Source organism: Stutzerimonas stutzeri, assembly GCF_009789555.1.
Classification (GTDB): Bacteria; Pseudomonadota; Gammaproteobacteria; order Pseudomonadales; family Pseudomonadaceae; genus Stutzerimonas; species Stutzerimonas stutzeri_R.
The window spans coordinates 3,251,318-3,277,281 of record NZ_CP046902.1; the positions used below are offsets into that span (position 1 = coordinate 3,251,318).

The window sequence follows — 25,964 nt, forward strand, 5'->3', positions numbered from 1 at the left end:
AGGGCTCAAATTGTTTAAGTCCCTTGTGTCTACCGATTTCACCACTCGGGCGTAGTGCTGCTACCACCGCCTACTGGCGCCTAGCGAGTTCCTGGTTCGCCGAGAGTAACCGTAAAGTTACGTCCTGGCCACTCGCAACCCACTGTTGCCATTGACTTTTCAGCTCAGCCGGCCAATCCAGAAGTGCTTGACAGGCCAGATTTCAAGCCACTTGCATCTACCCGTTTCGCCATCCGGGCCGGACGGTAAGCGCGATCTGTTATCGCGGCGCAGGACTATAACCAGCCACCCGTCGAGGCGCAACCCGAACGGCGCCTGGAGCCACGACGGTACGTATCCCGGAGCCCGCAGGCGCAGAACAAACAACCGCGTCGCGGGATCGCTCATCGGTGGCGTCACGATCGATGTGTCAGGCGCGCCGTCGAATGCCCACGACCAGCCAGAACACCAGCCCAAGGACTGGAAACAGCGCGATGCCGATCGCCCATAGTGCTTTGGCCCCGACCGTTCGGTCGCTTTTGAAGACGCTGACGATCGCCATCAGGTCCAGCGCAATCACCACCACCGCAACGGCAATCGCGAAATAGCTCATCGCATCCGACATGCAGCCCTCCTCCGTCAACTCATGGATATGAGTCCCGAACGCCTCGCTACAGTTCAATTGCCAGCAAGGGCAGGCGCGCCACCCTGGCCGCGCACCGCCTGGTGCTTGCAGCCGAATACACCGGAGAAAAAACGCAGGCATAAAAAAACCGCTCGCTTGCGCGTGCGGTTTTTTCATTACTGGAGGCCGATGTCGGAATCGAACCGGCGTACACGGATTTGCAATCCGCTGCATAACCACTCTGCCAACCGGCCTCAAAACGATGACGCCGCATATCGCGGCGTCATCGTCAACAAACTGGAGCGGGAAACGAGACTCGAACTCGCGACCCCGACCTTGGCAAGGTCGTGCTCTACCAACTGAGCTATTCCCGCATCGTCTTGGTGACGGGCGCCATTTTATATCTTCAGCGCCCCCCGTCAAGCCTTTGATTAAAAAAGTTTTTATTTCTTTTCCGTAGGACTGAGGTGGGGCCAGGCAGCCATCAGGTAATTGACCATCGACCACAGCGTCAGCGCGGCCGCGATAATCAGCAGGGCATACCCAATTCCGACCCAGACGGTCGCCAGCGGCGGGTTGGCGAGCAGGATCACGAGCGCCACCATCTGCGCAGCGGTCTTCCACTTGCCCAGGTTGGATACGGCCACCTGCGCACGCGCGCCCAGCTCGGCCATCCATTCGCGCAAGGCCGAGACGACGATTTCGCGCCCAATGATGATGGCGGCCGGCAAGGTCAGCCAGAGGTTTGCATGCTCTTCCACCAGCAGCACCAGGGCCACCGCCACCATCAGTTTGTCCGCGACCGGGTCGAGGAACGCACCGAATGGCGTGCTCTGCTTGAGCTTGCGGGCAAGGTAGCCGTCCAGCCAATCGGTGATCGCTGCAATGGCGAACACGGCGCTCGCGGCGAGATAGCTCCATTGGAAGGGAAGATAGAACAACAGGATGATGATCGGTATCAGCAGTACGCGCAGCACGGTGAGAATGTTTGGAATGTTCATCGATACCACTGGTCCGCGGATTTAGGAGGAGATTCTACTCACTGTGCAGAGCGGCATAAATCGATTCGGCAAGCTTTTTACTGATCCCCGGCGCTTTGGCAATCTCCTCGAGACTGGCGCGGCAGAGTTCCTGAAGACCACCAAAGTGCTTGAGCAGTTCGCGGCGGCGTTTCGGTCCGATGCCAGGCACATCCTCGAGTGTCGAGGTCGTGCGCGCCTTTCCACGCCGCGCACGGTGGCCGGTAATGGCGAAGCGGTGCGCTTCATCGCGCACTTGCTGGATCAGGTGCAGCGCCGGCGAATCACCCGGCAGCGTGAACTCATGCGCGGCGTCGTTGAGATACAGCGTCTCCAGACCCGGCTTGCGCGTAACGCCTTTGGCCACGCCCAATAGAATCAGCTCCGGCACGGCAAGCTCCTGTAGCACCTCGCGCGCCATGTTGAGCTGTCCCTTGCCGCCGTCGACCAGCAATATGTCAGGAAGCTTGCCCTCTCCTTCGGCAGCTTTCCTGAACCGCCGGGAGAGCGCCTGGTGCATCGCCGCATAGTCATCGCCAGCGGTCACGCCTTCGATGTTGTAGCGTCGGTAGTCAGACTTCAGCGGCCCTTCCGGTCCCATTACGACGCAGGACGCCACCGTGGCCTCGCCGCTGGAATGGCTGATGTCGAAGCATTCCAGCCGTGTAGGCAGCTCGTCCAGATTCAGCGCCTCGGCCAGCGCCTGGAAACGGGCGGCCAGGTGCTGGCGGCTCGCCAGCCGCGCACCGAGGGCTTGCTCGGCATTGGTCAGGGCCAGTTGTTGCCAGCGCGCCCGGGTTCCGCGCACGCGGTGCGTGATGGTCAATTCCACGTCGCGCAACTCGGCGACCGCGCTGATCAGCGTGCCGAAGTCTTCATGGACCGTATTGACGATCAGTTCCGAAGGCAGATCGCGCTCCATGGAACTGAGGTAATACTGCTCCAGGAAAGCTTGCAATACGTCGCTGACGCTTTCTTCGATGGCCACCTGCGGGAAGAAATTCTTGCTGCCGAGCACCCGCCCGCTGCGCACACTGATGAGGTGCACGCAGGCACCGCCCGGGCTCACTACAGCCGCGACGATATCGACGTTGCCGCTGCCGCCTTCCATGCTCTGCTGGTCCTGCACCCGGCGCAGTATGCCAATCTGGTCACGAATTTCGGCGGCACGCTCGAAGTCGAGCGCCATCGCCGCCTTTTCCATGTTCTTTGACAATTCTTCGGCCAGGGCATTGCTGCGCCCTTCCAGGAACATCACGGAATGCCGGACGTCTTCGGCATATTCCTCGGGATCGACCAGGTTCACGCAGGGGGCCTTGCAGCGTTTGATCTGGTACTGCAGGCAGGGACGCGTGCGATTGCGGTAGTAGCTGTCCTCGCACTGACGAACGAAGAACGCCTTCTGCAGCAGCCCGAGGCTTTCACGAATCGCGCCGGCACTTGGGTATGGGCCGAAGTAGCGGCCCGGCTCCTTCTTGGCACCGCGGTGAATGCTGAGCCGAGGAAAGTCTCCGCTCGACAGAAATACGTAGGGGTACGATTTGTCGTCGCGCAACAGGATGTTATACGGCGGCCGCCATTGTTTGATCAGCGTCTGCTCGAGCAGCAGGGCTTCGGTTTCGTTCGCCGTAATGGTGGTTTCGACCTGGGCGATTCTCGCCACCAGCGCGGCGGTTTTCGGCGCCTGCCCGGTCTTGCGGAAATAGCTCGCCAGGCGCTTCTTGAGGTTCTTTGCCTTACCGACATAGAGCAGTTTGGCGTCGGCGTCGAACATCCGGTAGACGCCAGGGCGCCCGCTGCACGAAGCCAGGAAGGCAGACGAATCGAAGCCGCTCATCAGTTGATGGTATCGACCATGCCGTGACGGACCGCGAGCAACGCCAGTTCGACGTCACTGGTGACCGAAAGCTTTTCGTATATGCGATAACGATAGGTATTGACCGTCTTCGGCGACAGGCAGAGCTTGTCGGAAATGGTCTGGACCTTCTGGCAGTTGGCAATCATCAGGGCAATCTGGATCTCGCGCTCGGAGAGCAGGTCGAAGGGCGATCCGTTGACCTTCGGCTGGAAGGATTTCAACGCAAGCTGCTGGGCAATCTGCGGACTGAGATAGCGTTGACCGGCGAACACCATGCGGATTGCCTGGATCATTTCTTCGAGCGCTGCGCCCTTGGTCAGGTAACCGGCCGCGCCAGCCTGCAACAAGCGCGTCGGGAAAGGATCTTCTTCGCAGATCGTGACGGCAATGACCTTGATATCCGGATGGCTGCGCAGGAGCTTGCGGGTGGCTTCAAGACCGCCGATTCCCGGCATCTTGACGTCCATCAGGACCACGTCCGGTTTGAGTTCGCGCGACTTTTTGATCGCCGCCTCGCCGGATTCCGCCTGACCGATTACCTGAAGGCCATCGATATCGGCGAGCATTCGGGATATGCCTGTGCGTACCAGATCGTGGTCATCGACCACTAGCACCTTAATCAAGCAGACACCTCTTTCAGTGCAAATTCAAAGCTGGCTGGCTGCTCGCTTTCATAAGCCGCGAACTTTATCAAAATTTTTCCCGGCTGACCCAGACCATCTATCGCAGCATGGCTTGATGCCACTACGTGAGCGCCCTGCTCTTCGGTCGTTCCGGGTGAACGTATCAGGTGGCATTTCAGTCTGACCCCTTGATCAACATAGACCCTAACCGTCGGTAACGCTTTTGTTTGCAAGCCTCGTCGCAGCGGTCGTCCTGGCTGCCGTCCACCTGGGCGCAGGATACCTGCACAAACTCAATCGCCTGCCTCGCAGTCGCTGGCTTTCGATGGCGGGCGGTGTGTCGGTGGCCTATGTATTCGTGCACCTGCTACCTGAGCTGGCCCGCGGCCAGGCGGTGATGGACGGTAGCGATTTGGCGCTGCTCAGCTATCTGGAGCATCACGCCTACCTGCTGGCGCTGCTTGGCCTCGCCGCGTTCTATGGGCTGGAGCGCGCGATCAAGAAACACCGGAGCGAGCTGCCCGAACACGCGCCATCCCATGCAGGGGTGTTCTGGCTGCACATCGGTGCGTTCGCCATCTACAACGGGCTGATCGGCTACCTGTTGATGCACGGCGAGAACAGCAGCCTCACTTCGTTGGTGCTCTATTGTGTCGCGATGGGGCTTCATTTCCTGGTCAATGACGTCGCCCTTCAGAGCGACCATCAGGAGCTGTTCAGGCGTAGAGGCCGTTGGTTGCTTGCGTTAATGCCGCTGGCTGGGTGGGCGCTGGGGGCCACGATCGAGGCATCCGAGCTGGCCGTTTCGGCCCTCACCGCTTTCGTAGGCGGCTCGATCATCCTGAACGTGCTCAAAGAGGAGCTGCCGGAAGAGCGCAAAAGCCGTTTCGGCGCGTTCATGGTCGGTGTGGCCGGCTATTCGGCCCTGCTGCTCAGCCTTCAAGGTGGCTGATCGCAGCGGGCGTCAGAGCTTTACGTCATATACGGCAGACGATATATTCGGCCCGACATATGTCTTCCAAGGGCATCCTGCGGATGATTGAGCAGCCGACCCCCACCACTGTTTTCAAATGCCTGGCGGACGAGACACGGGCTCGCATGACCCTGCTCGTTGCTCGCGAGGGAGAGCTATGCGTCTGCGAGTTGACCTGTGCCCTGGCCGAAATCCAGCCCAAAATCTCGCGCCATCTGGCTCAGCTGCGCAACTGCGGGCTTCTGGCCGATCGCCGTCAGGGCCAATGGGTGTACTACCGGCTCCACCCGCAGTTGCCGGGCTGGGTCCATCAGATGTTGCAGACCATTGGCGAGGCGAACGAGCGCTGGCTGGCGTCCGACACCCAGCGTCTGGACACCATGCGCAACCGGCCTGAACGCACATCAGTGTGTGACCGAACGAACCAGGAGCGACCATGAGCGACCCTAGTCTGCTTGAAGCCCATGTGCCCAACATCGAAGGCGAGTCGTTCGCACTGCCTGACCTGGAACGGCTCGGCGATTCCGGCGATCTGCCCCATCCCCCTCGGATTCTGCTGCTCTACGGCTCGAACCGTGAACGCTCGTTCAGTCGCCTGATGGTCGAGGAAGCCTCGCGTCTGCTGCAACGCCTGGGTGCCGACACGCGAATCTTCGATCCGTCCGGGCTGCCCTTGCCCGACGACGCGCCGGATACGCATCCCAAGGTGCAACAACTGCGCGATCTGATGAGCTGGTCTGAAGGCCAGGTTTGGTGTTCGCCAGAGCGGCACGGCTCGATGAGCGCAGTATTCAAGGCGCAGATCGATTGGGTGCCGCTGGCGCTCGGGGCCGTTCGCCCGACCCAGGGCAAGACCCTCGCGGTGATGCAGGTCTGCGGCGGCTCGCAGTCGTTCAACGTGGTCAACCAGCTGCGCGTGCTGGGGCGCTGGATGCGTATGTTCACCATCCCCAACCAGTCGTCGGTGCAGAAGGCGTTTCTCGAGTTCGACGACGCCGGTCGGATGAAACCGTCTGCCTATTACGACAGGCTGGTTGACGTCATGGAAGAGCTGATGAAGTTCACCCTTCTGCTTCGGGGGCGGCAGGACTATCTGGTCGACCGCTATTCCGAGCGCAAGGAGTCGGCTGAGGCGCTGTCCCGTCGCGTCAACCAGCGGTCCCTCTAGAGGCGTCGAACATGTCACTTTTTTATATCAACCTGCGCGAGCGGTCCACGGTCAGCCTGATCCAGACGCTGGGGCCGACCCTTGGCGGATATTCACGCCGCACGGTCTGGACCGCTCCGTTCACGACAGGTCGCGCCTGATGCTCAAGACCACCGCCCTGTTCGCGCTCACCGCTGTCGCGGAAATCATCGGCTGCTACCTGCCTTATCTCTGGCTCAAGCAAGGCAAGAGTGCCTGGCTGCTGCTACCGGCGGCCCTGTCGCTGGCGCTGTTCGCCTGGTTGTTGACCTTGCATCCGACCGCTGCGGGGCGGGTTTATGCCGCCTATGGTGGGGTTTATGTCGGCGTGGCGGTGCTCTGGTTGTGGCTGGTCGAGGGTGTCCGGCCCACTCACTGGGACCTGCTCGGCTGCGCAGTGGCCCTGCTCGGCATGGCCATCATCATGTTTGCCCCGCGCGCGACCTGACTCAATTTTGTGGAGCGACGCTGCATGACGATCAAAATAGGCATAAACGGCTTTGGCCGTATCGGGCGTCTGGCACTTCGTGCGGCCTGGGGCTGGCCGGAGCTGCAATTCATTCGGATCAATGACCCCGCCGGCGACGCCGCCACCCACGCTCATCTGTTGAATTTCGACTCGGTGCATGGCCGCTGGCAACACGAAGCGAGCAGTGAAGACGAGTGTCTGCTGATCGAGGGCCGGCGAATCCAGGTGACCGCGAACAAAACCATCGCCGACACCGACTGGTCCGATTGCGATCTGGTGATCGAAGCCAGCGGCAAGATGAAGACCGTCGACCGACTGCAAGACTATCTGCGCCAGGGCGTGAAGCGCGTCGTGGTCAGCGCGCCGGTGAAGGAAGCCGGTGCGCTCAATATCGTCATGGGGGTCAACGACCACCTGTTCGACCCGGCCCGGCATCGCATCGTCACTGCGGCCTCGTGTACCACCAATTGCCTGGCACCGGTGGTCAAGGTGATCCACGAACACCTCGGCATTCGGCACGGGTCGATCACTACCATTCACGATCTGACCAATACCCAGAGCATTCTCGACCAGCCGCACAAGGATTTGCGCCGGGCCCGTGCGTCGGGCATGAGCCTGATCCCCACCACCACCGGTTCGGCGACCGCCATCGCGGAAATCTTTCCGGAGTTGCGCGGCAAGCTCAACGGCCACGCGGTGCGTGTGCCGCTGGCCAATGCATCGCTGACCGACTGCGTGTTCGAGGTGGAGCGCGTCACCACGGTCGATGAGGTCAATCAATTGCTGCGCGCCGCGGCGAGCGAGGGGCCATTGAAGGGCATTCTGGGCTATGAAGAGCGCCCGCTGGTGTCCGTCGACTACCGCAGCGATCCGCGGTCATCGATCATCGATGCGCTGTCGACCCTGGTCGTCAACGGGACTCAGGTGAAGCTCTATGCCTGGTACGACAATGAGTGGGGATACGCCAACCGTACCGTAGAGCTGGCACGCCGGGTCGGCCTGGCCGGGTAATCGCTCACAGCCGATCTTCATTCGGAGTGGCTGGCGCTGCCAGCCCAACGCAACAGGACCCTCATGCACGCCCTCACCCGCCTCACGCCGGAGGTTCGCCAGTATCTACTGGTGACCGGCAACTATTGGGCCTTCACCCTGACTGACGGCGCGCTGCGCATGCTGGTCGTCCTGCATTTCCATACGCTCGGCTATACGCCGTTGCAGATTGCCGCGCTGTTCCTGTTCTACGAGCTGTTCGGCGTCGTCACCAATCTGCTCGGCGGTTATCTGGGCGCACGGATCGGCCTCAACCGCACCATGAATGCGGGTCTGGCGATGCAGGTGGTGGCGCTGCTGATGCTCACCGTGCCGGCTGCATGGCTGACGATTCCCTGGGTGATGGGCGCGCAAGCGCTGTCCGGCATCGCCAAGGACCTGAACAAGATGAGCGCCAAAAGCTCGATCAAGCTGTTGCTGCCCGAGGCGCGCCAAGGCACGCTTTACAAGTGGGTGGCGCTGCTCACCGGCTCGAAGAATGCGCTCAAGGGCGTGGGCTTTTTCCTTGGTGGGGCCTTGCTCGCCGGTATCGCTTTTCGCGGGGCTTTACTGCTCATGGCCACGCTGTTGGCGCTGATCTGGCTATGCAGCCTGTCGCTGCTGAAAAAAGACCTGGGCAAGGCCAGGGCGAAACCGAAGTTTCGCGAGCTGCTGTCCAAGAGCCGTGCCATCAATGTGCTGTCCGCCGCCCGGATGTTCCTGTTCGGTGCCCGTGATGTCTGGTTCGTGGTGGCGCTGCCGGTCTATCTGTCTGCCGCGCTCGGTTGGGATTTCTGGCAGGTGGGCGGCTTTCTCGCGCTCTGGGTGATCGGTTACGGCATCGTCCAGACGCTCGCACCGGGGATCACCGGGAAGACGCGCGGCGAGGTTCCGGACGGGCGCGCGGCGTTCATCTGGGCGCTGCTGCTGGCGGGTCTGCCGGCCGCCATCGCACTGGGCATGAACCAGGGCGCTTCGACCGAAGCCGTGCTGCTGGGCGGGCTGCTGGCATTCGGTGCGCTGTTTGCCGTGAATTCATCGCTGCACAGCTACCTCATCGTCTCCTATGCCAAGGCCGACGGCGTGTCGCTGGACGTGGGCTTCTACTACATGTCCAACGCCCTTGGCCGATTGCTCGGCACGCTGTTGTCCGGCTGGATCTACCAGCGTTACGGCCTCGAAGCCTGCCTATGGGTTTCCAGCGGCTTCGTGTCACTGGCGGCGCTGATATCGACCGGGCTGCCGCGGCGTGGCCAGCCAAAGCCTTCAACCGATCACGCCGGCTAGCCGGCACCGCGGCATCATGGCTGCAACCGCGACGATGACCTCACGGACAAACATCCCCTGACGTGAGCGACCCGCCGTGCCAGGCAGTCGCCGGCTCAGTGCAGCAATGTCAGGTAGAAACGGCACTCGCGCTCCAGTGCGTCGGCAAGATTGGCCGCTTGTCGAAAACCGTGGCGCTCCTGCGGATAGAAGCAGTATTCGACCGGGACGTTGCGCCGGCCGAGGGCGGCCACCATCGATTCGGTCTGCTCGGGAAGCACCACGGCATCCTGCCCGCCTTGAAAAAAAATCACCGGCACCCTGATCCTTGCCGCGTTCAGCAACGGCGTGCGCTGTCGATAGCGCTCCGCATCCCGCTCGGGATCGCCGATCAGCCAGTCCAGGTAATCGGCTTCGAACTTGTGCGTGACACGTCGCAACGCTAGGGGATCGCTGACGCCGTAGAGGCTGGCGCCGCCACTGAATCCTGCGTCGGAGGCCAGCGCGCACAATGCGGTATAGCCGCCCGCGCTCGAACCCCGGATGAACGTGCGGCGCGGATCGATCTGCCCACGCTCGGCCAGTGCCGAGACGACCGCGCCGGCATCTTCCACGTCGACGACGCCCCATTGCTGGTACAAGCGTTGACGGTATGCGCGACCGAAGCCGCTGCTGCCCCGATAATTCAGATCTGCCACCGCGAAGCCGCGCTGGGTCCAATACTGGATACGCGGATCGAACACCGGATAGCAGGCTGAGGTCGGCCCGCCGTGGAGGAATACCACCAGCGGCGGTTTCTCCCCGCCCAACCCCATGCAGTCGAGGTTGCGCGGCGGGTAGAAGAATGCGTGCGCGGTTTCGGACCCAGCGGTGGTGAAGCTGAACGGCTCGGGACGCGACAGCTGATCGGCCGGCAACGGCTGCTGGCCGCCAGCGATAATTTCGGTTCGACCCGTGGCGCGTGCTATCGCCAGCACCGCAGGCGCACGGTCGACGGCGCCAGCGATGCAGTAGTAGTTCAGCGGGTCGGCCGCCAATTGCCGGCACCGTGTAAAGGCCGTCGCCAGGGGACGTTCGCGGCCCTCGCGATCCTGGTCCAGCAGCAGGCCGTGGCCCTCGACCGTCCGTGTCAGCAGCAACCCACCCGAGGCCAGCGGCAGGTAGCTGACGGTGCCCAGTTGCCAGGGCGCAGGCGCGTGATCGAACGCCGCCGGTGCGCCCTCCCCCGTGTCATGACCGGCGTGGTTCACCGGCCCCCACCGGCCATCCTGCTCACACCAGGGTTGCCACCAGCCGGCTCTGTCGCTCAGGCAGTAAAGCGTCCCGTCCGCCGCGAACCGTGGCTGTTGCAAGGATTCATTACCGCCCGTTCCAGCGAGGCATCGCGGCGCTTGCCAGGCCCCGTCGGCGCTGCGCTCGGCCATCCACAGACACGTCGCAGTCCAGGGTTGGTCAGGGCGCTGCCACTGAATCCAGGCCATACGCCCGGCATCGGCATCGAGCGCGGGCGATGCGTAGAAGTCCGCGCCCTCGGCGACAACGCCACGTTGGCCGCTGGCCACCGAGAGGCTGACCAGCCGGTGCTCTACCCGATTCCCGACATGGGATTGCTCGATCGCCACGATTGCACCCTCGCGAGGGTCGAACTGCAGATCACCGTAGCGGCAATGCCCCCGTTGCGTCAGCGCGATGGGTTCGCCGGCCTTGTCGTCGATGGACTGCAGGTAGATCTGCTGGTCGCTTTCGTTGACGAAGGCCACGCCTCGGTCCGTCAGGCAGAAGGCGCCTCCACCGTATTCGTAGACCCGGCTGCGCAAGGATACGCCGGCTGGCGTGACACAGACGGCATGGCCGGCACGCCAGTGCCACAGCGTGCAGCGCGCATCCTCTGGTTGGTATTGGAGCCAGAACACACCGTCGTGGCCTGCGCGAAGCTCGGCAAAATCACCGCTTGCCGATGCCGCATCTTCGGCGGTCCAACCGCTGGGCCAGAAGCCATAGGGAATTGCGCGCTGGGTCATCTCGGTCTCACTGGTTCGACAGGTCTCGGACGGATCGACGATCCTTACACCTTGAGGATCAGTTTCGATGTCCTCTCGTTGCGGAAGGTCAGTTCATCCAACCCGCGCGGCGCCTGCTCGGCCTCGGTACGCGCAGCGAGGATGCGGGCGTGGTGAGGTGATTTGCTGCATACCGGGTCGGCGTTGGTGGCCTCGCCAGTGAGTATGAAGGCCTGGCAGCGGCATCCGCCGAAGTCCTTTTCCCGCTCGTCGCAGGATTGGCAAGGTTCGGGCATCCAGTCGAAGCCGCGAAATCGGTTGAAGCCGAACGAGTGCTTCCAGATCTGCTCGATGCTTTGCTCACGCACGTTCGGAAAGCTGATCGGCAACTGTCGCGCGCTGTGGCAAGGCAACGCGGTTCCGTCGGGGGTCACGTCGAGGAACAGGTTGCCCCAGCCGTTCATGCAGCCCTTGGGGCGTTCTTCGTAATAATCGGGCGTGACGAAAATCAGCTTGCAGGGATGATTGCGTTCCGCGAGCCTGGCGCGCCATTGGTTGGTGATACGTTCGGCCCGCACCAACTGGTCCTTGCTCGGCAACAATCCGGCGCGGTTGAGCTCGGCCCAGCCGTAGAACTGGCAGGTGGCGAGTTCCACGAAGTCGGCCTCAAGCTCCAGGCACAGCTCGATGATGCGTTCGATGTTGTCGATGTTGTGGCGGTGCGTGACGAAGTTCAGCACCATCGGATAGCCATGGGCCTTGACCGCACGCGCCATCGCGAGCTTCTGTGCAAAGGCCTTTTTCGAGCCGGCGAGCAGATTGTTCACCTCCTCGTCCGCCGCCTGAAAGCTGATCTGGATATGATCGAGCCCGGCGCGTGCGAAAGCAGCGATCTTTTCTTCGGTCAAACCGATGCCCGAGGTGATCAGGTTGGTGTAGTAGCCAAGCTCGCGTGCAGCCTTTATCAGCTCGGCCAGGTCCTGCCTGACCAGCGGCTCGCCTCCGGAAAACCCCAGCTGCGCCGCGCCCAAGGCGCGTGCCTGGCGGAACACGTCGATCCACTGCGCGGTCGTCAGCTCGTCGTGGCTGCGGGCGAAATCCAGCGGATTCGAGCAGTACGGACACTGCAACGGGCAGCGGTAGGTCAGCTCAGCCAGCAACCACAGCGGTGGGCCCGGCTCGAAGCCTGGTTTAACGAAGCTCGATCCAGAACCGTTCAATGGCCACCTCCAGGAACGCGACGATGTCTTCCTCGATCCCTTCCGCCTCTGGGTAGCGCGCCTGCAGGTCAGCGACGATGGCACCCACCGTGCGTGCGCCATCCACCTCGCCGAGCACCGCCGCGGCACTTTCGTTGAGTTTGATCATGCCCTCGGGATAGAGCAGCACATGGCAATCCTGCGCGGGCTCCCATTGAAAGCGGAAGCCACGCCGTAACACTGGGGTCCTGGTCAGCATATTGTCAGTCATCGCGGGGTCCTCTTGCCGCTGCGCAACGAGGGTGGCGGCGGAGGTAAGGGTCGGTTCACAGCGAGATGCCCGTATGCCATACACGCTCGCGGGTCACGGTGTGGTACGGCGGGCGATCCAGTTCATAGGCCATGCTCATGGCGTCGAGCATGCTCCAGAGCACGTCAAGTTTGAATTGCAGGATGTTCAACATCCGCTGTTGCGCGTCTCGCGTGGTGTAGTGATCGAGGGTGATGCGCAATCCATGTTCGACATCGCGGCGCGCTTCCCCGAGCCGCTTGCGGAAGTAGTCATAGCCGGATGGCTCGATCCACGGGTAATGCTGCGGCCAGGCCTCCAGGCGGGACTGATGAATGGTCGGGGCGAACAGCTCGGTCAGCGAACTGCTGGCCGCCTCCTGCCAGACCGCGTGACGCGCGAAGTTGACGTAGGCATCGACCGCGAAGCGGACGCCCGGCAGCACCCGGTCGTGGGAAAGGACCTCCTCGCGATCGAGCCCCACCGCTTCGGCAAGGCGCAGCCAGGCTTCGATACCGCCCTCCTCGCCCGGCGCGCCGTCATGATCGATGATGCGTTGCACCCACTCGCGCCGCGCCTCCCGGTCCGGACAGTTGGCCATGATCGCGGCATCCTTGAGCGGAATGCTCACCTGATAATAGAAGCGATTGGCGACCCAGCCCTGGATCTGTTCGCGCGTCGAACGCCCCTCATGCATGGCGCGGTGAAACGGGTGATGGATATGGTAATAGTCGCCCTTGGCACGGAGCGCCGCTTCGAATTCATCGCGGGTCATGGCTGGCAGGGTCATAAGGCTTCCTTACGCATTGTGCAGTTGGATCTCCAGGCCGCGGGCGCGCCTGTCGCCGCTGTCGTTACAGCTCGATGCCCATGCCGTCGAAGGCGACTTCGATGCCGTGCTCGGCGAGCACGGCTCGCTCGGCGGAGTCCTCGTCGAGGATCGGATTGGTGTTGTTGATATGGATGAGAATCCTGCGTGCCGCCGCGGGCATGCCATCGAGCACCTCGATCATGCCGCCGGGGCCGCTTTGCTGAAGATGGCCCATTTCACTGCCGAGCTTGCTACCCACCTCGCGCACGCGCATCTCGTCGTCACGCCAGAGGGTGCCGTCGACCAACAGGCAATCGGCCGTGCGCATGAGCGCAAGGAGTTCCGGATTGACCTGGCCCAGCCCCGGTGCATAGAACAGCCGGCCGCCGGTTCGACGATCCTCGACCAGTAATCCGATATTGTCGCCCGGATGCGGATCGTGGCGATGCGGTGAATAGGGCGGCGCGGCGCTACGCAGCGGGATGGGCATGAATGTCAGCTGCGGACACGCCGCAACGGCAAACTGGCCCTCAAGCGCAATCGGATGCCAGCGCAGCCCTCCATTCCAGTGCTCGAGCATGTTGAACAACGGGAAGCCGGTGGTCAGGTCCTGATGGACCATCTCGGTGCACCAGACATCGTGCGGGCAACCCTCGCGCAGCGTCAGCAGCCCCGTGGTGTGGTCGATCTGGCTGTCGAGCAGGATGATCGCTCCGATCGCCGTGTCGCGCGGCCCACGGGCCGGCTGCAGCCGGGGAAAGGATTCCAGCTGGGCCCGGATGTCCGGCGAGGCGTTGCAAAGAATCCAGTGTTCGCCGTCATCGCTGAGCGCGATGGACGACTGGGTGCGGGGCTGCGCGCGCAACGTGCCTTTACGCAGCCCCGCGCAGTTGCCGCAGTTACAGTTCCACTGAGGAAAGCCGCCGCCAGCAGCCGAACCGAGAATCTGGATGAACATGGGCAGCTCCTTGAAACGAAGCCCCGGGCGCACCGGGGCGGGTGAATCAGCGATTGGCGAAGTACATGGTGACTTCGAAACCAATGCGCAGGTCGGTGAAAGCAGGTTTGGTCCACATGGTTCGATTCCTCTTTCTGGGTTGGCGGGTAATCCCGACGGCTTCACTAAGCACTCTAGTCCGCTATAAGCAGAAGGGTACTTTGGAAGGAGACAACGCCTTGCCTTGGTAGTGCCTCGAACGTTGCGCCGGCACAGCCGCCGCTGTGCCTTTCGTCCGCTGCTAGCGCTGGCGTGTCGCTGGGCGATCGTTCATACCACGCCAGGCCAGCTCGTTGGTCAGCGTGGCCATGGGCTGAAACATCGCCTGGTCGAACGCGCTGATCGGGTCGCCGTCGCGCACGCGCAGCGGCCAGTCATGGTTCGCCAGGGCCGCCTTGCCGATGGCCACCAGGTCCATCTCACCCTCGTCGAGCAGGCGCTGCGCCTGTTCGCCGGTCGTCACGCTGCCATTGCCGATCACTGGAATCGAAACGCTGGCCCTGGCGATTGCCGACAAGGTCGGGCCTTCGCCGAACGCTGGCGCGCCTACGTCGTACTCGGTGACGTGCAGGTAATCCAGGCCAGCCTCGGCCAGCGTGGCAAAACGCATCCTGGCCTCTTCGACGCCGCCCTCCCACTTCAGCCGGCTGGCGCTGACCATGCCCTGCGACAGCCGCATGCCAACCAGGAAATCACCGCCGACGGCATCGCGCACCGCGTCGATGACCGCCAGCGGCAGCGCCAGCCGGGCCCTGTAATTGCCACCCCAGCGGTCGGTGCGCAGGTTGAATTCGGCGCTCATGAACTGGTGCAGCAGATAGCCGTTGGCGCCGTGCAGCTCCACGCCATCGAAGCCCGCTTCGCGCGCGTGGCGAGCAGCCTGGACGAACCCGGCGAGCGCAACCTGAATGTCGTCCTCGGTCATCGCTGCGGGCGTCGCATAAGGGCCCTCGCCGCCATAGAAACTCAATTGAGTTCCGCCGGGCTGGACCGCGGAGGGCGCGACGTGACGAGCGTGATGAATATTGCCCTGAGTCTGGGCCCCACCGTGCATGAGTTGGGCGATAAAGGCGGCTCCGGCGCCGTGCACCGCCTCGACCACCGGTACCCAACTGTCGCGCTGCTGCTCGGTCGCTAGGCCCGGCTGATTGAAATAGCCCTGGCTGTAGGCCGTATCGGTGTAGATGCCTTCGCTGATCAGCAAGCCGAACCCGCCTTCGGCGAAGGCCTGGTAATAATCACGCATCAGCTCGTTGGCGGCGCCTTCCGGCTCGGCGCTGACGCGCGTCATGGGCGCCAGGACGGTACGGTTGCGCAGATTCAACTGACCGAGCTGGACGGGTTCGAGTAGTGCGGGCATCGACGATTCCTCATGAAAGACGAGTCATGCAGAATCTGAGGCGCGCGTGGATGTTTGAGTTCTCCCGGCACGATGGCTGGTCTTGTATACCGGCTGAAAGAAAAGGTGTTTTCCGAGGCGGTCCAGCAGAAAACGGGCCGATTTGCGCATGCCCTGTATCCAGACCGCCAGATCGCGCATCCCATTGAGGCAGTGCGAGGCCGAGCGCGTCGCCATGGCAATCGAATCCGAAGGCACGCCCCCTGCAGCACGGTGGCGCGGCTGCGGTCGAAACGATTCACACCACACGGTTATGCAGGCGTTTTGAAATGAAAATGAAGTGGTCAGCGTTTCCCTGGGTGTGCTTCGCCATGTGCGTGGGCGTGATGGGCACGGCGCTCATTTCACCGCTGTACCCGCTGTATCAGCAAGCATGGCAGCTGCGCACCAGTGATATTTCGCTGATCTACGTGGTGTACATGGTGGGGGCACTGTTCGGGCTTCTGTTCATGGGGCGGCTTTCGGACACGCTGGGTTTTCGCAAGGTCATGCTGACAGGGCTGCTGCTGGGCTGGGCCGGAACGCTGCTGACGATGCTGGCCTGGAACCTGCCGAGCCTCAATATTGGCCGTTTTGCGGTGGGGCTGTCCTCCAGCCTGATCGTGACCAGCGCCTCGGTGGGCCTGGTACAAATCTCCCGCGACGGCGCCTCCCAGCGGATATCGATGATCACCAGCTTCCTGCTGGCCTTCGGCTTTGGCCTGGGTCCGATCACCGGCGGAGTCATCGGCCAGTGGCTGCCCGTCCCCCTGAAGGTCACCTATGTGCCGTCGCTGGTGCTTGGCGTGCTGGCCGTGTACGCCCTCATGCGGATACCGCTGAAATCCCATGCCGATGAACAGGCCGCCGCACCACTCGGCTGGCGAACGTTCCTCCCGCGTCTGGCCTGGGCCCACCGCCAGGACTCGGTGGCGTACCTGCTGACCTGCGCCTGCCCGTTCTTCGCCTTTGGCGTGTTCGGCATCTACGCCTCGATGGCGCCGCTGTTTCTGGAAAAGATGCTGCCCTGGCACGGCCCGGTGGTCAGCGGGACATCCATCGGTGTCATCCTGCTCGCCTCGGCCATGACGCAACTTCTCTGCGCCAGGATGAGCCTGCGCTGGTGCGGGCTCCTCGGGCTGCTGGCGGTCGTGCTCAGCAATGCCATGTTGGTGCTGAACTTCAGACTCGGTTCGCCCACGGTCTTCATCATCGGCGTCTGCGCTGCCGCCTCCGGGCATGGCATGTGCCTGCTGGCGGGTATCAGCATGGTCAACCGTATTGCCAGGCCCGCCGAGCGTTCCGGGCTGATCTCAACCTATCTCGTCTGCGGCTATGTCGGCAGCATCGTGCCGCTGATCGGCGCCGGCTGGATCGCCGACCACTACGGCTTGCCCATGGCGATCACGTCACTGGGCCTGTGCGTCATGGCCATCGCCACGCCGGCGGCGGTCGGCTATTTTCTGCATCCACGGATGCGCGGAGGCTGAACGATGCCCGCTCCGGCGCCGGTGGTTCATCGCACACTCATGTCTCACGGCATCTGAACGCATGGTTGCATGGCCCTGTACGCAACGTGTGTGGGCGGGGACGTACGGCGCGGCTGGACGAGCAGCTCTGGTAGAGTCCGAGTTCGTCCGACCCAGCATCGAGAAACTGTAGACATGGCAACCATCCACATCCATCAGCGCGAGGATACCGACCGTCTGCCCCGTTTCCCTGGCCTGGAATGCGACGGCATCGTCATTCCCTCTTCGCCTGAAGCCTTCGGGCAGGCCGTGGAGGAGATCCGGGCTTTTTCCGAGGTCGGATTCGATACCGAATCCAAGCCAACCTTCAGGCCCGGTGAGCCCTCCACCGGCCCGCATCTGCTGCAATTCGCGACCCCTGAAAAGGCGTACCTGTTTCAGGTGGGCCTGCCCGGGAGCCATGAGGCGGCAAAGCTGCTGCTGGAGTCGGAGCACCTGCTGAAGATCGGTTTCGGGCTGGGCTCGGATCGCTCCCGGCTGCGTAGCAAGCTGGGCATTGAATTGCGGCATTTTCTGGACCTCGGAACGGCATTGCGCTACCACGGCAAGAAAGGTCAGGTTGGGCTGCGCGGCGCGGTCGCCGGTGTGCTTCAGGCCACTATTGCAAAGTCTCGCAAGGTATCGACCTCGAATTGGGCGAACGCCGTGCTCAGCGAGTCGCAGCAGCGCTATGCAGCCAATGACGCCTATGCGGCACTCCAGGTTTTCCTGGCGTTCGACCAGCCGACACGGGAGCGCCTCCGCGTGCACAGCAGCCTGGGGAAAAAACAGCCAAGCTAATCGGCACTGGCGGTAACGTCTGCAACCTGCCAGGTCCGACGGCGTCTATCCCTTGGATGCCATGGTTGGAGGTGAACCTGGAGGCTATGTTTTTCAGCGGCTGGTCGACGCCGCTGCGCACGCTGGTGGTCGGTCTGCTCGCGTACATCGGTCTGATCGGTCTGTTGCGTATTTCGGGCAGACGTTCTGCTGACCCCGGACCGGGTCGTTTCCCGCTGCCAATTGCCCTTCCCGATCCGGTCAGAGTTTTCTGCTTCCGCTGAAGAAAAACTTGTACATGCCGATGAGCTTGTAGAGCAGCATTGCTTTTTCATTCATCGGATAACGAACATGTTCAATAAGAAGCTGAAACAAGAGCTGGCACAACTGCGCGAAGAGGTCGCTACCAACCGACAGCTCAAGGAGTCGTTGTACAGGGAGATGATGGTGCTGGAAGTCGACCCGCAGGGTCGCGTTCAGCACGCCAACCCGCTTTTCCTGAGTGAGATGGGCTTGCGCCTCGACGATATCGTGGGTCGCTCGCTCGACAGTTTCTTTTCCGATGAATTCCGAAAAGAGCCCAACTACACCCGCCTCAAGACGTCCATGCAGCGCGCCGAGCATTTCAGCGGCGCCTTTCGCATGTTGAAGGCGAACGGGACGGAAGCCTGGCTCAGGTCCATCTGGCAGCCTCTCAAGTCGGCCGACGGTTCGCTGCATCACTTCACCCTGTGCGCCAACAACCTGACCCGCACGATCGCCACATCGCGGGAGCACGAGAGCATTATCAGCGCGCTGAAACGGTCAACCGCCGTGATCGAGTTCGATCTCGACGGTACGGTGATCATCGCCAATGATCAGTTTCTCAACGCCATGGGCTACCGGCTGGAACAGATCAAGGGCAAGCCCCACCGCATGTTCTGTGATCGTGAAGAAAGCGAGTCAGCGGCCTACCGCGACTTCTGGGCACGTCTGAACCGCGGCGAGTATATTGCCGATCGTTTCAGGCGAATCGACGCGCTGGGGCGCCGGGTCTGGCTGGAAGCGTCTTATAACCCGGTACATGATGCGTACGGAAAGTTGTACAAGGTAATCAAGTTCGCGACCGTCATCACAGAGCAGGTCAATCGCGAATTGGCCATCGCCGAGGCAGCGACGATTGCCTATGGCACGTCACAGCAGACCGACCTCAGTGCCCAGCGAGGCGCTGCTGTCGTGCAAGAGACGGTCGGAGTCATGCATAAGATCGCTGCGCAGATGCAGGAAGCATCGGATGGAATCGAAGCGCTGGACAAACAATCGCAGCTGATCAGCGCCATCCTCAAAACGATCAGCGACATTGCCGATCAGACCAACCTGCTGGCGCTTAACGCGGCAATCGAAGCGGCTCGGGCGGGTGATCAGGGTCGCGGATTCGCCGTGGTAGCGGATGAAGTCCGTCAGCTCGCCGCCCGGACCAGCAAAGCAGCCGGTGAGATCGTTGGGGTCGTCGGTAAAAACCAGGACCTGGCGCAGGCTGCCGTGCAAAGCATGTCGGCCAGCCGCATCCTGGCCGAAAATGGGCTCGATCTCGCGAACCAGGCCGGCTCGGTCATTGTGGAGATTCAGGACGGTGCGCAGCGCGTAGTCAGTGCGGTGGGCCAGTTCGCCAGCCAGCTCAAGACCTGATTGGCAGCACCGGGGCCAGAGCGATACGTCATCTCAGCCGTCGGGAGCATCCGGTTGCGCGGCATTGCTCACGACGACCCAACCATCGCCGGCACGCAGCGTTGCCAGGGCGGCCAGCAGATCAGCGCGGCGCAGCGCGCACATGGCCGATGCCACCTCGCGTGGCCGTGCGGCATCATGCCCGGCCAGTTCGGTCTGCCAGGCCTGTTCGGCCCTCGCATGCAGATCGCGCACATCCGCGACGTGGCCCTCGCTTGCCTGCGCGGCGATGCGCTCGGCCACCTCGGCAGGCTGAGCGGCCAGCGTAGCGGAGAAGTCGCCGAAGAACGCCCGGATGTGACCCATGATCGCCTGCGCCGAGTGCGTGGGCGATTGCACCGCGAAAAGCATTCCGGCGTGCCCTCCGAACTGACCGAAGCGACTGAACACCGCATAACCGAGCTGCAACTCGCTGCGCAGACGACGAAAGAACTCCGGCTCGATCAGTCGCGCCAGCACGCGCCACGCCGCCTCGCACGTAGCCGTACGCGCCGGCAGTGGGCAGAACAGCAGCACGGCTGTCTCGGTCATCGGCACCCCGCCGCCGACTTCGTGCCAGCGCATGCCCGGCGAGCGGACGGGTTCAGGGTTGCCGGCGGACGTAGCCGAAGGACACCCGGGAAGCGCGCTGATCGCATCCGCCAGCGCACCACTCAGGGCCGGCGCAAAGCCTGTCGCCACGCCTTGCCACTGTGCCGATTGCCAATGCCGCAACAGCATCGGAGGCGACAACGTCGCGACCTCGCCTGCTTCGCCCGCGCCACGTCCCAGCAGCCGAGGCATGCGCTGGAGCAGTTGGCGGATCGGCATTTCGTCAGTGCCCAGCACAGCGTCACGCTCGGCCAGCGCCTGGCCCTCGCGCAGCGATGCGGCGGGCGGTGCGACCAGCAGGCGCGCTAGATCGCCGATGATCGCGGGTATCGCCTCGGCAAAACCCTCCAGCGTCAGGCACCAGCCGTCGCCCACATCCTCGAAACGCAGCGTGACGCCCGCTTGCCGGGCCGCCGCCGCACGCGCCCCCAGGGCATGCGATAACGCGTGCCAGAGCCCGGCTGACGGCTGGCCGTTGGTGAATCGCCATCGCAAGAACAGCGCGCCCTGGCCATCGGCATCCTCCGGGCCCAGCCAACGCAGCGCAGGCGGAAGACGGCCCGCTCCCCGGTTGACGGCTTTGGCCTGCAACCAGGGGTTCGCGGCGGGTTGCTGCCAGTGCCAGACGAAGGGCGCCGGCCGCGGTGGCGGTTCGCGCGACAGGCGCAAGGGAAACCCGCAGGTTTCGATGGGCTCACAGGCGGCGCTATCGACGGTCAGGACCAGCGGCCCCGTGCCGAGCATGGCGGCCACGAGCGAGACGAGCGCCTCGCGAATGCCTGCTTCGTCACTGTCACTGCCCCAGGCCAGCGGCTCCACCCAATGACGGAGCCTCGCCAGTGGCTCGGCCCCTTGCAGGCTTCGCCGACGGACTCGCAGATACTCCTCGCGAAAGGGTTGCCAACGCGCCTCGTGTGACAGGAAACGCAGCCAGTCGAGTACCGCCTCGACAATCAGCGCGCGTTCGTTCAGCCCCTTTTCGGTCAGTGGCAGATCGATCACCACGACGCCCTGCCCCGCATGCCGATACGGCAGGCGAACCTTCACCGACTGGCACAGGTCTTCGGCGCGCAGACGCTGGGCAAGCCCTTCGGGTGCCTCGGAGGCGAACCAGCTGGCCAGATGGTCCAGCGCCGGCACGCCATGCGCTTGCATGCCGTCGAGGGCGAACAGGAGGTTCAGCCGTGGCTGGGCGTTTTCGAGCTGCAACCTGAGCCACCTATCCCGGTTGCAGGTCAACGGCGGTACGTTATCGATCGTCGCGCCATCGGTCGTCGCATCCCCTGCCGTCAGCGTAGCGTCCGCCATAGCGGCGAGCCGCTGCAGTTCGGTAGCGTCCTGAGGCCCCGCGAGCAGCAATTCGATCTGCCCACAGCGGTAGAACCGTTGGTGAAAGCCGCGTAAGGCGTGCTGAAACCCTGCATCTTCCACCGGCAGCGTGTCCCGGTTGCCGGCGTGAAATCCGCTGATCGGGTGCGCCCGATCGAACGCCGTGCTCAGGGCGGCGTCGCAAAGCGTTTCGACATCCTGGGCGCGGGCGCGGTACTCGGCGTGCAACACCTCCCGTTCGCGCACCTGTGCGCTGGGGTCGAACAGCGGATGCGCAAGCATATCCAGCAGGCGTTGCACCGCTCCCGCTAACTGACCGGCTGGAACCTGGAAGAAGAAGTCGGTATGGCGTTCGCGTGTCGATGCGTTCAATTGCCCGCCGCACCCTTGCACGAAGGGCATCAGGCGATCCCCCGCGCGATAGTCGCGGCCGCCGAGGAACAGCAGGTGTTCGATGAAATGCGCGAGTCCCGGATAGGCCCTGGGGGCGTCATGCGCCCCGGCATGTACTCGCACCAGGGCGGCAGCCTGCGAACCGTTCAGCGACGGCAGCAGGCGCACCCGAAGGCCGTTGGCCAGGGTCGTGGGTGATGGGCGCTCGGCAGGATCGGAGGGCTGGCGCATATGGCATCGTGGTCCGGTTGATGAGCGGACGAGCATCGCGCCAAGTCCCGCTTGGCACAAGGCCGCGTAAGCATCGATCCCTGCCGACCGCTGGGCAAGCTCGAATGGACACCGCGGCGCTAGGTATCCAGATGACCGTCGATGAGTTGCAGCAGGCGGCGCTGCATCAGCTGGCCCGAATCGCCGAGGCAGGCAATCGGCGACCCTCTCAGGTTTTCTTCAGCGATGATCGTGCCCTCACCGGCCATCGCCAGCGGGCATTCGACGCTCAGCGAGAGCTTGCTCAACTGACGCAGCAACGTCGTGTTCGGCGAGACTTTCGTATAAATCACGAGCGCTTGCGGGCGAACCTTTGCGCAGACCAGCGGCAGTTCGTCCAACGGTTGCCCGAGCGCCAATACGTTGACCGCGACCGCCTCGCTGGACAGCAACAAGCCAGCGACCAGTAACTCGAGTTCCCGGCACTGCCCCGGAACAGCGGCCAGCAGGACATGACCCTGCGCATGGCTGCGGGCAAGCTGCAACCGCTGCAGCACCCGGGCACGCAGAAAATGATCGAGGAACAGCCATTCGCTGGTCTGGCCATACGCGTCCTGGCGTACCAGCATCTGCTGCCATAAGGGCAACAGGATCTGCTGGAACACGACCGAGGGCGAACAGGCCGAGAAGATGTCGCCATACAGGTGGCCAAGCTGATCTTCATCGAAGCCGTTCACCGCGCGCCGCACCTGGGCCTGCCATTCGCCCCAGCGATTGTCGACTGCGCTTGAATGCGCGAGTTCGGCTACCGCACCGGGCCCCACCCCGCGCGACAGGATGCTGCCGACCTTACTGACCGCGACGCCGCGCTCGGTCCAGGCCAGGATGCTGCGAATCGCCTCGACATTGGCCTTGGAATACAGGCGATGGCCGCTTTCGGTGCGGATCGGTTGAATCAGGCCGTAGCGCCGCTCCCAGGCGCGCAGCGTGACCGGATTCACGCCAGTCAGGCGCGATACTTCCCGTATCGGAAGCAGTGCTTCGCTGGGCGAATCGGCAGCACGCTGCGAAGGGACGTGGGCAGGTTCGGTCATGACGCGGGCGGCTCATGCGGAAGAATCGAAGCATTGTAGCGCAGGGCACGCGCCATAGACTGTGCCGAACTGCGTGCCTTGCGATACGCACGCCCGTGCGGCCCGGTTCGAAGTTGTTCTAGAATGGCCAGACCGCGAACCGAGTCTTACAGATGATCAACGCCAAGCTGCTGCAACGGGTAATCGAAGCCTCCAATGACGGGATCGTGGTGGCCGAGCGCGAGGGCGAAGACACCATCCTCATCTACGCCAACACGGCCTTCCAGCGCCTCACGGGCTACGAAGCAGACGACATTCTCTATCAGGATTGTCGATTCCTGCAGGCCGGCGACCGAAACCAGCCCGGTGTCGCGGCGATTCGTGAAGCGATCCGCAACAACCAGCCCTGCCGCCAGATCATCCGCAACTACCGCAAGGACGGCAGCGCATTCTGGAACGAGCTGTCCATCACCCCCGTGTTCAACGAGGCTGACCAGCTCACCTATTTCATCGGTGTGCAAAAAGACGTCAGCCGCGAGGTCGAGGCCAAACAGCGGGTCGTCGAGCTGGAAGCCGAGGTGCAGCGACTCGAGGAGCAGCTCGCCGCACTGAAACGCTGACGTAATCGCAGGCGCTATAGCGCCTGTGGCGCCCTGCGGCACAGCGTGACCAGCGCCCTCACCCAGCTCTCGTGGGTATTCAGGCACGGAATGAGCTGCAGATCTTCACCTCCGGCCGCCACGAACTGCTCGCGTCCACGGTCGCCGATCTCTTCCAGGGTTTCGATGCAATCGGCAACGAACGCCGGGCACATTACCAGCAACCTTTTCACACCCCGGTCCGCAAGTGCTTCCAGCTGCGCCTCGGTATAGGGCTCGATCCATTTGGCGCGACCAAGTCGCGACTGGAACGACACCGACCACTGTTCCGGGCGCAGCCCGGCCCGTGCCGCAAATGCCGCGCCGCTCTGCATGCATTGCGCGCGATAGCAGTTGGCAAGGACGGCGCCTTCGGCTTGCTGGCAGCAATTCTCGCCTTTCAGGCAATGCGAGCCCGTTGGGTCAGTCTTGTGCAAATGGCGCTCGGGCAGGCCATGAAAGCTCAACAGCAAATGGTCGAATGGCTGCGCCAGGTACGGACTGACACTGTCGACCAGTGCATCGAGGTATTCGGGCTGATCGTAGAACGGCTGCAGGATCGACAGACTGATATCGAGTCGTTTGTCGCGTATGACCCGGCGGGCCTCCTCGATGGCGGTGGTGGTCGTGCTGTCGGCAAATTGCGGGTACAGGGGCGCGAATGTCACCTGCCGAATACCCTGGCTGGCCAGCTTGACCAGCGCATTTTCGATCGACGGTTCGCCGTATCGCATCGCCAGTTCCACCGGGCCTTCTGTCCAGTAAGGGCGCACGGCGTCCGTCAAACGCTGGCTGAGCACGACCAACGGCGAGCCTTCAGGCCACCAGATCGACGCGTAGGCGTGAGCGGATTGGGCGGGGCGCTTGACCAGGATCAGCGATACCAGCAGACGTCGCAGGGGCCACGGCAGATCGACGACATACGGGTCCATCAGAAACTGGTTGAGGTAGCGACGTACGTCTGCCACCTCGGTGGAAGCCGGTGAACCCAGATTGACCAATAACAACGCCTGCTCAGTCATGCATATTCCTGACTACTGATTAAAGGAGCGCGCCACTGCCCATCCGTCGGCGGCGCATTTTCACACAGCTGACCGCGACTTGCGCAGGTCCGCCAATGCCGCATCCAGTTCAACGAAGCTGAAACGAAAACCCGACGCCTGCAGCCGCGCCGGAATCACCTTCTGCCCGCCGAGAACCAACCCGGACATCTCGCCCAGGGCGCACCGCAGGACAACTGCCGGAACCGGCAATACCGCGGGACGCTCCAGGCTGCGCCCCAGCGCCGTGGCGAACTCGGCATTGCGTACCGGTTGCGGTGAGCATGCATTGTAGGGGCCGCTCGCCGCGGGTTGCCGCAACAGAAAATCTATCAGGGCAATTTGGTCGTCCAGATGAATCCATGACATCCATTGACGGCCGCTGCCCTGACGTCCCCCCAAACCCAACCGAAACAGGGGCAACAGGCGCTGCATGAAGCCGCCCTGGCCGGCCAGGACCAGGCCGGTGCGTACCACCACCACACGGATGCCGAGGCGCTGCGCGCGCATGGCGCTCTCTTCCCACGCACCGCACAGCTGGCTGGCGAAATCGTTGGTGGCCGGGCCATCATCCTCGGTCAGCTCGCGTTCACCGCCATCGCCGTACCAGCCAACGGCCGAGCCGGATATCAACACCCCAGGGAGCTGCTGGCGGCCAGACAGCCATTCGATCAGCTGTTCGGTCAGCTTGATGCGGCTGTTCCAGAGCAACAGGCGCCGCGCACGGGTCCAGGGGCGGTCGGCGATCGGTGCCCCGGCCAGGTTGACGACCGCGTCCAGCGCGACCTCATCGGCCTCGTGCAACTGGCCAATGCCCGTCACGCGTTCACCACAACGTTCGCCCACCCGCTCGGGAGCGCGGCTCCAGACCCACAATGCATGTCCCTCGGCCAGCCAGTGTCGGCATAGCGCTCGGCCAATCAGGCCGGTGCCTCCAGTCAGCAATATGTTCATGACGGCGACTCCGTGGTGCGGGGAACGGCCGGCATTACCG

General features: G+C 63.1%; 27 protein-coding genes and 2 tRNA genes. 12 read left to right on the forward strand and 17 right to left on the reverse strand.

The features are described 5' to 3' along the window. Positions 1-409 precede the first annotated feature (409 nt). The 6 genes from GQA94_RS14890 to gacA form a co-directional block, all read right to left on the reverse strand. Positions 410-604 carry a PLD nuclease N-terminal domain-containing protein gene (locus tag GQA94_RS14890; protein WP_158188755.1) on the reverse strand — a complete coding sequence of 65 codons (195 nt, stop codon included), beginning with the start codon at positions 602-604 and terminating at the stop codon, positions 410-412. A gap of 180 nt (positions 605-784) precedes the next feature. Next, positions 785-858 (reverse strand) — tRNA-Cys (locus GQA94_RS14895). Positions 859-902: 44 nt separating this feature from the next. Continuing rightward, positions 903-978, reverse strand: a tRNA-Gly gene (locus GQA94_RS14900). Between the two features lie 69 nt (positions 979-1,047). Continuing rightward, positions 1,048-1,605, reverse strand: coding sequence for a CDP-diacylglycerol--glycerol-3-phosphate 3-phosphatidyltransferase (gene pgsA, locus GQA94_RS14905; protein ID WP_158188756.1), 558 nt, complete (start codon positions 1,603-1,605; stop codon positions 1,048-1,050). Positions 1,606-1,639: 34 nt separating this feature from the next. Then, on the reverse strand, positions 1,640-3,460 hold the full coding sequence (uvrC, locus tag GQA94_RS14910) for an excinuclease ABC subunit UvrC (RefSeq protein WP_423835323.1): 1,821 nt from the start codon (positions 3,458-3,460) through the stop codon (positions 1,640-1,642). Continuing rightward, positions 3,460-4,104, reverse strand: coding sequence for a response regulator transcription factor GacA (gene gacA / locus GQA94_RS14915; protein WP_158188757.1), 645 nt, complete (start codon positions 4,102-4,104; stop codon positions 3,460-3,462). Before gacA ends, uvrC begins: the two co-directional genes overlap by 1 nt. Before the next feature lie 223 nt (positions 4,105-4,327). Between gacA and GQA94_RS14920 the strand changes: the two genes are divergently transcribed. From GQA94_RS14920 to arsJ, 7 genes are all read left to right on the forward strand, one after another. Beyond that, positions 4,328-5,056 carry a hypothetical protein gene (locus GQA94_RS14920; RefSeq protein ID WP_158188758.1) on the forward strand — a complete coding sequence of 243 codons (729 nt, stop codon included), beginning with the start codon at positions 4,328-4,330 and terminating at the stop codon, positions 5,054-5,056. 83 nt (positions 5,057-5,139) lie between these two features. Continuing rightward, on the forward strand, positions 5,140-5,517 hold the full coding sequence (locus tag GQA94_RS14925) for a metalloregulator ArsR/SmtB family transcription factor (protein ID WP_158188759.1): 378 nt from the start codon (positions 5,140-5,142) through the stop codon (positions 5,515-5,517). Further along, the gene (gene arsH / locus GQA94_RS14930; RefSeq protein WP_158188760.1) at positions 5,514-6,245 is read left to right on the forward strand and encodes an arsenical resistance protein ArsH; all 732 of its coding nucleotides are present in this window, start codon (positions 5,514-5,516) and stop codon (positions 6,243-6,245) included. The genes GQA94_RS14925 and arsH overlap by 4 nt, the downstream gene beginning before the upstream one ends. A gap of 11 nt (positions 6,246-6,256) precedes the next feature. Further along, positions 6,257-6,385, forward strand: coding sequence for a hypothetical protein (locus GQA94_RS23540; protein ID WP_256371956.1), 129 nt, complete (start codon positions 6,257-6,259; stop codon positions 6,383-6,385). Next, positions 6,385-6,711, forward strand: coding sequence for a YnfA family protein (locus GQA94_RS14935; protein WP_158188761.1), 327 nt, complete (start codon positions 6,385-6,387; stop codon positions 6,709-6,711). The genes GQA94_RS23540 and GQA94_RS14935 overlap by 1 nt, the downstream gene beginning before the upstream one ends. 24 nt (positions 6,712-6,735) lie before the next feature. After that, positions 6,736-7,743 (forward strand): ArsJ-associated glyceraldehyde-3-phosphate dehydrogenase, encoded by a 1,008-nt coding sequence (locus tag GQA94_RS14940; RefSeq protein WP_158188762.1) that lies wholly within the window; start codon positions 6,736-6,738, stop codon positions 7,741-7,743. A gap of 63 nt (positions 7,744-7,806) precedes the next feature. Beyond that, positions 7,807-9,048, forward strand: a complete 1,242-nt coding sequence (gene arsJ / locus GQA94_RS14945; RefSeq protein ID WP_158188763.1) for an organoarsenical effux MFS transporter ArsJ — start codon at positions 7,807-7,809, stop codon at positions 9,046-9,048. Between the two features lie 95 nt (positions 9,049-9,143). Here the strand turns inward: arsJ and GQA94_RS14950 are convergent, their stop codons facing one another. The 7 genes from GQA94_RS14950 to GQA94_RS14980 all read right to left on the reverse strand — a co-directional run bounded on the left by GQA94_RS14950 (position 9,144) and on the right by GQA94_RS14980 (position 15,683). Beyond that, positions 9,144-11,048 (reverse strand): prolyl oligopeptidase family serine peptidase, encoded by a 1,905-nt coding sequence (locus tag GQA94_RS14950; protein WP_158188764.1) that lies wholly within the window; start codon positions 11,046-11,048, stop codon positions 9,144-9,146. Between the two features lie 44 nt (positions 11,049-11,092). Further along, positions 11,093-12,247, reverse strand: a complete 1,155-nt coding sequence (gene pqqE, locus GQA94_RS14955) for a pyrroloquinoline quinone biosynthesis protein PqqE (protein WP_158188765.1) — start codon at positions 12,245-12,247, stop codon at positions 11,093-11,095. Beyond that, the gene (pqqD, locus tag GQA94_RS23435; RefSeq protein WP_158188766.1) at positions 12,219-12,497 is read right to left on the reverse strand and encodes a pyrroloquinoline quinone biosynthesis peptide chaperone PqqD; all 279 of its coding nucleotides are present in this window, start codon (positions 12,495-12,497) and stop codon (positions 12,219-12,221) included. Before pqqD ends, pqqE begins: the two co-directional genes overlap by 29 nt. A gap of 55 nt (positions 12,498-12,552) precedes the next feature. Further along, on the reverse strand, positions 12,553-13,305 hold the full coding sequence (gene pqqC, locus GQA94_RS14965) for a pyrroloquinoline-quinone synthase PqqC (RefSeq protein ID WP_158188767.1): 753 nt from the start codon (positions 13,303-13,305) through the stop codon (positions 12,553-12,555). Positions 13,306-13,369: 64 nt separating this feature from the next. Next, positions 13,370-14,284, reverse strand: a complete 915-nt coding sequence (gene pqqB / locus GQA94_RS14970) for a pyrroloquinoline quinone biosynthesis protein PqqB (protein ID WP_158188768.1) — start codon at positions 14,282-14,284, stop codon at positions 13,370-13,372. 46 nt (positions 14,285-14,330) lie between these two features. After that, positions 14,331-14,402, reverse strand: a complete 72-nt coding sequence (gene pqqA, locus GQA94_RS14975) for a pyrroloquinoline quinone precursor peptide PqqA (RefSeq protein WP_003253598.1) — start codon at positions 14,400-14,402, stop codon at positions 14,331-14,333. 162 nt (positions 14,403-14,564) lie between these two features. After that, positions 14,565-15,683, reverse strand: coding sequence for a tRNA-dihydrouridine synthase (locus tag GQA94_RS14980; RefSeq protein WP_158188769.1), 1,119 nt, complete (start codon positions 15,681-15,683; stop codon positions 14,565-14,567). A gap of 308 nt (positions 15,684-15,991) precedes the next feature. Here GQA94_RS14980 and GQA94_RS14985 point away from each other — a divergent pair, with 308 nt between their 5' ends. The 4 genes from GQA94_RS14985 (at position 15,992) to GQA94_RS15000 (ending at position 19,657) form a co-directional block, all read left to right on the forward strand. Continuing rightward, complete coding sequence (locus GQA94_RS14985; RefSeq protein ID WP_158188770.1) at positions 15,992-17,191, forward strand: MFS transporter; 1,200 nt, start codon at positions 15,992-15,994, stop codon at positions 17,189-17,191. A 69-nt stretch (positions 17,192-17,260) separates the two neighbouring features. After that, on the forward strand, positions 17,261-18,010 hold the full coding sequence (locus tag GQA94_RS14990; RefSeq protein WP_336507996.1) for a 3'-5' exonuclease: 750 nt from the start codon (positions 17,261-17,263) through the stop codon (positions 18,008-18,010). Between the two features lie 65 nt (positions 18,011-18,075). Continuing rightward, the gene (locus GQA94_RS23660) at positions 18,076-18,273 is read left to right on the forward strand and encodes a hypothetical protein (RefSeq protein ID WP_199270049.1); all 198 of its coding nucleotides are present in this window, start codon (positions 18,076-18,078) and stop codon (positions 18,271-18,273) included. A gap of 67 nt (positions 18,274-18,340) precedes the next feature. Then, the gene (locus GQA94_RS15000) at positions 18,341-19,657 is read left to right on the forward strand and encodes a methyl-accepting chemotaxis protein (protein WP_158188771.1); all 1,317 of its coding nucleotides are present in this window, start codon (positions 18,341-18,343) and stop codon (positions 19,655-19,657) included. Between the two features lie 33 nt (positions 19,658-19,690). Here GQA94_RS15000 and pqqF read toward each other — a convergent pair whose 3' ends face one another. After that, positions 19,691-22,240: a pyrroloquinoline quinone biosynthesis protein PqqF gene (gene pqqF, locus GQA94_RS15005; protein ID WP_158188772.1), complete on the reverse strand. Its 2,550-nt coding sequence runs from the start codon at positions 22,238-22,240 to the stop codon at positions 19,691-19,693. Between the two features lie 119 nt (positions 22,241-22,359). Further along, positions 22,360-23,313 carry a MerR family transcriptional regulator gene (locus GQA94_RS15010; RefSeq protein ID WP_158188773.1) on the reverse strand — a complete coding sequence of 318 codons (954 nt, stop codon included), beginning with the start codon at positions 23,311-23,313 and terminating at the stop codon, positions 22,360-22,362. 152 nt (positions 23,314-23,465) lie between these two features. Between GQA94_RS15010 and GQA94_RS15015 the strand changes: the two genes are divergently transcribed. Then, a complete protein-coding gene (locus tag GQA94_RS15015) occupies positions 23,466-23,912 on the forward strand; it encodes a PAS domain-containing protein (RefSeq protein WP_158188774.1) in 447 nt (148 codons plus the stop codon). 14 nt (positions 23,913-23,926) lie between these two features. Here the strand turns inward: GQA94_RS15015 and hemH are convergent, their stop codons facing one another. Beyond that, positions 23,927-24,952, reverse strand: coding sequence for a ferrochelatase (gene hemH, locus GQA94_RS15020; RefSeq protein ID WP_158188775.1), 1,026 nt, complete (start codon positions 24,950-24,952; stop codon positions 23,927-23,929). A gap of 60 nt (positions 24,953-25,012) precedes the next feature. Next, the gene (locus GQA94_RS15025) at positions 25,013-25,924 is read right to left on the reverse strand and encodes a TIGR01777 family oxidoreductase (protein WP_158188776.1); all 912 of its coding nucleotides are present in this window, start codon (positions 25,922-25,924) and stop codon (positions 25,013-25,015) included. Positions 25,925-25,964 lie beyond the last annotated feature (40 nt).

Bases quoted from the DNA above. Each gene is read 5' to 3' on its own strand.
- GQA94_RS14890 (WP_158188755.1), bottom strand. From the start codon at position 604: ATGTCGGATGCGATGAGCTATTTCGCGATTGCCGTTGCGGTGGTGGTG.
- pgsA (WP_158188756.1), bottom strand. From the start codon at position 1,605: ATGAACATTCCAAACATTCTCACCGTGCTGCGCGTACTGCTGATACCG.
- uvrC (WP_423835323.1), bottom strand. From the start codon at position 3,460: ATGAGCGGCTTCGATTCGTCTGCCTTCCTGGCTTCGTGCAGCGGGCGC.
- GQA94_RS14925 (WP_158188759.1), top strand. From the start codon at position 5,140: ATGATTGAGCAGCCGACCCCCACCACTGTTTTCAAATGCCTGGCGGAC.
- arsH (WP_158188760.1), top strand. From the start codon at position 5,514: ATGAGCGACCCTAGTCTGCTTGAAGCCCATGTGCCCAACATCGAAGGC.
- GQA94_RS23540 (WP_256371956.1), top strand. From the start codon at position 6,257: ATGTCACTTTTTTATATCAACCTGCGCGAGCGGTCCACGGTCAGCCTG.
- GQA94_RS14935 (WP_158188761.1), top strand. From the start codon at position 6,385: ATGCTCAAGACCACCGCCCTGTTCGCGCTCACCGCTGTCGCGGAAATC.
- GQA94_RS14940 (WP_158188762.1), top strand. From the start codon at position 6,736: ATGACGATCAAAATAGGCATAAACGGCTTTGGCCGTATCGGGCGTCTG.
- arsJ (WP_158188763.1), top strand. From the start codon at position 7,807: ATGCACGCCCTCACCCGCCTCACGCCGGAGGTTCGCCAGTATCTACTG.
- GQA94_RS14950 (WP_158188764.1), bottom strand. From the start codon at position 11,048: ATGACCCAGCGCGCAATTCCCTATGGCTTCTGGCCCAGCGGTTGGACC.
- pqqD (WP_158188766.1), bottom strand. From the start codon at position 12,497: ATGACTGACAATATGCTGACCAGGACCCCAGTGTTACGGCGTGGCTTC.
- pqqC (WP_158188767.1), bottom strand. From the start codon at position 13,305: ATGACCCTGCCAGCCATGACCCGCGATGAATTCGAAGCGGCGCTCCGT.
- pqqB (WP_158188768.1), bottom strand. From the start codon at position 14,284: ATGTTCATCCAGATTCTCGGTTCGGCTGCTGGCGGCGGCTTTCCTCAG.
- GQA94_RS14980 (WP_158188769.1), bottom strand. From the start codon at position 15,683: ATGCCCGCACTACTCGAACCCGTCCAGCTCGGTCAGTTGAATCTGCGC.
- GQA94_RS14985 (WP_158188770.1), top strand. From the start codon at position 15,992: ATGAAAATGAAGTGGTCAGCGTTTCCCTGGGTGTGCTTCGCCATGTGC.
- GQA94_RS14990 (WP_336507996.1), top strand. From the start codon at position 17,261: ATGGCCCTGTACGCAACGTGTGTGGGCGGGGACGTACGGCGCGGCTGG.
- GQA94_RS15000 (WP_158188771.1), top strand. From the start codon at position 18,341: ATGTTCAATAAGAAGCTGAAACAAGAGCTGGCACAACTGCGCGAAGAG.
- pqqF (WP_158188772.1), bottom strand. From the start codon at position 22,240: ATGCGCCAGCCCTCCGATCCTGCCGAGCGCCCATCACCCACGACCCTG.
- GQA94_RS15010 (WP_158188773.1), bottom strand. From the start codon at position 23,313: ATGACCGAACCTGCCCACGTCCCTTCGCAGCGTGCTGCCGATTCGCCC.
- GQA94_RS15015 (WP_158188774.1), top strand. From the start codon at position 23,466: ATGATCAACGCCAAGCTGCTGCAACGGGTAATCGAAGCCTCCAATGAC.
- hemH (WP_158188775.1), bottom strand. From the start codon at position 24,952: ATGACTGAGCAGGCGTTGTTATTGGTCAATCTGGGTTCACCGGCTTCC.
- GQA94_RS15025 (WP_158188776.1), bottom strand. From the start codon at position 25,924: ATGAACATATTGCTGACTGGAGGCACCGGCCTGATTGGCCGAGCGCTA.